Below are 3916 nucleotides of genomic sequence, written 5' to 3' on the forward strand. Positions count from 1 at the left end.
CGGGCCTCCGCCGGGGGGTCGGGGTGGTCCGCCGCCCCTGGGAGGGCCGCGCCTAGCGCGGCGGGGGCCCCCCCGGGGCCTCCTTGGGGACGCACGCCCGGGGCGGGGCGTGGTAGGGGGCGCGGGGGTCGAAGAAGACTTCACGCATCCGGGCCAGCTCGGCCTCCCGGTAGGCCGCGAGCGGCCGCAGCGTCTCGTCGACCTCGCGGCGGGCCTTCTTCCCGGCGACCCGGGACCGGGTTCCGGGCCAGTCGGCAAGCCGGGCCGCGAGGCGCGCGGTCTCCCCCGCGAAGGCCTGCGGGGTGCAGTCGATGGTCCGGTCGGCCAGGCCGAGGCGGCGTGCCGCCTCGGAGCCCACCGGAAGGGCGTCGTTGACGAGGCGTTGGGCGACGCCCGTCCCGGTCCGGCGGGGCAGGGTGTAGGTCCAGTACTCCGAGCCGTGGAGGCCCATGAGGCGGTAGTGCGGGTTCAGTACCGCACCGGAGCGGAGCCAGACCTCGTCGGCGGCGAGGGCGAGCATGGCCCCGCCGGCAGCGGCGTTGCCACCGAGGGCGGCCACGACGAGCCGGTCGGTGGTGGTCAGCACGGCCTCGACCAGGTCGTCCATGGCGTTGATGTTGGCCCAGGACTCCTCGGCCGGGTCTGCGGCGGCCTCGATGACGCCCAGGTGGATGCCGTTGGAGAAGAAGTCGCGTCCGCCGCCGAGGACGAGGACGGAGGTGGGGCGGGAGCAGGCCTCGCGATAGGCGGCGAGCAGGCGCCGGCAGTGCTCGGTGCTCATCGCGCCGCCGGGGAAGGAGAACGACAGGAAGCCGGTCTCGCCGTCCTCCCGGTAGCGGATGTCGGACCAGGTGCGGGGACCGGCCCCGGTGCCGGTGTCCCGCGGTGCGGGGACCTCGGGCAGGGCGGGGAGCCGGCCGGCGAGGGCCAGGGTGGCGGGAAGCTTGACGGGGGCGGGCCCGCCGGGGACGCGCCTGGCCCGCAACTCGGGGATCCACACGGCCCCGTCGGCCGTGGCGCGGCAGATCGCGCCGGCCCGGGTGGCGAGCAGTTCGCCGGGGCGACCGCGCAGCCCGTCCTCCGGGTGGCCGCCGTGCAGGTACCAGGAGCCACCCAACAGGTCGTCGAGGACGCCGGGCTGCGAGTCGGCGGCGCGCAGGGTGCGCACGACGCGGTCGGTGGAGTCCCGCGCCCAGTCGATGCGGCGCTCCTCCTGCCGCAGGTACGGTCGGGCGCGCCCGGACGGCTGGGGCTCGGGGACGTGGGTGCCGGAGGCGAAGCGGTCGACGGCCAGGAGGACGGCGGTGAGGGCGGCGTCGGACACCTCGCCGCGGTAGGCGTCGCTCTTGCCGACGGGCGGGAGCGTGCAGTCCGCGGTGGCCCAGACGGGGCCGGCGTCCATCTCCGCGTCGGCCTGGAGGACGGTGACGCCCCAGGTGTCCGCGCCCTCGGTGATGGCCCGGTCGAGCGAGGAGGGCCCGCGGTCACCGACGGGGCCGGGGTGGACGACGAGGCAGACGTACCGGGACCAGACCTCACGGGGAATGGCCGACTTCAGCATCGGCGCGATGACGAGATCGGGCCGGTGCCGGTCGACGGCCTCGGCGAGGCGGCTGTCCGGCAGGACCAGCTCGACCGCCACGCTGTGCCCGCGGTCCCGCAGTTCGGCGTGGACCCGCTGGGTGAGGCTGTTGAAGGCACTGGCGGCGAGCAGGATGTGCACGTGTTCTCCCAGGCGTCCGGCTCCGGCGGCGGCGGCCGGAACGTTTCCGGCCGTCTGTGATCGTCGGCGACGGGGGTGCAGCGGCCGGTGAGACGTACGGGCCGTGTCACCCGTACGGGGAGGCCCGCACCGCCACCTGGTGGAGGTGCGGGCGGTGCCGGGGCACCGCCCGCCGCCGTCCGGTCAGCGCAGGTCGAAGCTGATGGACGACGCCTTGTCGTTCATGCCGTCACCGACGTACGCGTTGTAGCCGTGGTAGGTCTGGTGGGCTCCCCGGAAGTCCTTGTGCTCCCACAGGGTGATCGGGCAGGCGATGCCCTGGGCCGAGCTCACCGTGTCGTTCCAGCCCCACTTGGAGAGCTCGTTGAACTCCGGGTAGCGCCAGTTGCAGCCGACGCTGCCGCGGAAGGTGAACTCGCTGCCGCCGGAGTTGGCGTCGCTCCATATCCTGCCGAGGTCCTTGTACTCCCTCTGCCCGCCGAGGTCGGCGGCCTGGGCCCGGGTCGCGAAGCAGCCGCCCTCGCCGGTGTCGACGACGTAGGTGCAGAACTTGGGCGCCTTGGGGGCCGGCGCCTGCTCCGCGGCGGCGGCGGGGACGACGCCCGCGGCCGCGAGGGTGAGGGTGGCCGCGCCGAGCGCGAAGGCCGATCGGATCATGCGCATGAATGCTCCTCAGATCGGTGCGGAAAGCGCCCGGTCCGCCAGTGCGGCGGGCGCGGGGACGACTCAACGGGGCCGCCCGGGGAGGCGTCGAGGGGGTGCAGGTGCCGTTGGCAAGTTCCGCCCGCCCGGCGGCGGGTGCGCGGCCCGCGCGGCGGTGGCCGGATCGCCGGGTGCGGCCCCGGCGGGCCGGAGCGCGGCCTGCCGGGCAGCGGCGGGGACGGCGGACGGGCCGCCGCGGGACGACCACGGCGTGACCGAATCGCCACGGATCCGGGCGTTCCGCCCGACGGTCAGCCGATTGTCCCGTTCTCGACCGAGGTGGCGGGTGGTGCGCATCACCCCCGCATTGGATCTTGTTGGCCGGATTTCGGCCGTGCCGTCGGATGACCCGGGCGTACTGTCGGCCGCATGAGCGACACGAGCACGACGAGCGACACGACGGGTGTGCAGTCGGCGGGGGAGGGCGGCGGGCGGTCCCGCCGCACCGTTTTGAGGGCCGCCGTGGCCGGCGCCGGCGCCGTCGCGGCGGTGGGCGCGGGGGCCACCGCCGCTCAGGCCGCCTCCCGGCCGGCCCGCGGGGTCACCTTCGTCCTGGTCCACGGTTCCGGCAGCAACTCCTACGGCCTGGCCCCGGTGGTGGCCGAGCTGGGGCTGCGGGGACACCGGGCGGTGGCGGTCGACCTGCCCGGGCACGGCGCCGGCGCGTACTTCCCGCTCGCCTACCAATCGCCGCAGGACCTGGAGCGCCTGCGTACGGAGCCCTCCCCGCTGGGCGCGGTGACGTTGCAGGACAACGCCGAGCACGTGGAGGCCGTGGTACGGCGGGCCCGCCGCAACGGACCGGTAGTGCTGGTGGGCCAGAGCCTGGGCGGGGCGACCGTCAATGCGGTGGCCAATCGGATTCCTGAGCTGATCGACCACCTGGTCTACGCCTCGGCGTTCTGCCCCACGAAGCGGAGGTCGGCGCTGGAGCTGATGACCACTCCGGAGGCGTCCACCAGCATGCTGTTCCGGCTGACCTCCGTGCCCACCCCACCGGAGCTGGGCGTCAACCGGGTCAACTGGCGTTCCAACGACCCGGATTTCTTCGCGGCCTGCAAGGAGGCGCTGGGCGCCGGGTACACCGACGCCGAGGTCCGGGCGCTGATGAACACCCTGGAGCCGGACGAGTCGGCCGCGATCTCGGCCTCCGACGCGCGCGGCCTGCCGGAGCGCTGGGGGCGGATCCCGCGCACGTTCCTGAAGTTCACCGAGGACCGGGCGATCCCACCGGCGCTCCAGGACCTGATGATCCGGGAGGCCGACGAACTGACCCCGGGCAACCGGTTCCGCGTTCGTCCCCTCGCCGCCCCGCACGCCGGGCCGCGCGACCCGGCGGTGCTGGCGGGCGAGCTGGAGCTGGTGGCCCGCCTCTGCCAGTGAGCCGGGCCGTCGGGCCGGGCAGCCGGGCCGGGCCGCCGGGCCGGTCCGGGCCGCAGCAGTGGCACGCGCCCCGGCCCCCGTGGGCGGCCGCTCGTAGAAGGGGGGCGG

3 protein-coding genes are annotated in these 3916 nt (G+C 75.4%); 1 reads left to right on the forward strand and 2 read right to left on the reverse strand.

What is annotated here, in order from left to right:
• Nucleotides 1–52: 52 nt before the first annotated feature.
• Together ACFV7Q_RS38490 and ACFV7Q_RS38495 are read right to left on the reverse strand one after the other, a co-directional pair.
• Nucleotides 53–1723 carry a hydrogenase maturation protein gene (locus ACFV7Q_RS38490; RefSeq protein WP_385435609.1) on the reverse strand — a complete coding sequence of 557 codons (1671 nt, stop codon included), beginning with the start codon at nucleotides 1721–1723 and terminating at the stop codon, nucleotides 53–55.
• Nucleotides 1724–1906: 183 nt separating this feature from the next.
• A complete protein-coding gene (locus ACFV7Q_RS38495) occupies nucleotides 1907–2386 on the reverse strand; it encodes a hypothetical protein (protein ID WP_385435610.1) in 480 nt (159 codons plus the stop codon).
• Nucleotides 2387–2794: 408 nt separating this feature from the next.
• On the opposite strand from ACFV7Q_RS38495, the gene ACFV7Q_RS38500 reads away from it, so the two are divergent.
• The gene (locus ACFV7Q_RS38500; RefSeq protein WP_385435611.1) at nucleotides 2795–3808 is read left to right on the forward strand and encodes an alpha/beta fold hydrolase; all 1014 of its coding nucleotides are present in this window, start codon (nucleotides 2795–2797) and stop codon (nucleotides 3806–3808) included.
• Nucleotides 3809–3916 lie beyond the last annotated feature (108 nt).

The sequence above is a fragment of the Streptomyces sp. NPDC059851 genome (assembly GCF_042732005.1).
GTDB lineage: Bacteria > Actinomycetota > Actinomycetes > Streptomycetales > Streptomycetaceae > Streptomyces.

Coding starts and splice junctions, on each gene's coding strand:
- ACFV7Q_RS38500 (WP_385435611.1), top strand. CDS start 2,795: ATGAGCGACACGAGCACGACGAGCGACACGACGGGTGTGCAGTCGGCG.
- ACFV7Q_RS38495 (WP_385435610.1), bottom strand. CDS start 2,386: ATGCGCATGATCCGATCGGCCTTCGCGCTCGGCGCGGCCACCCTCACC.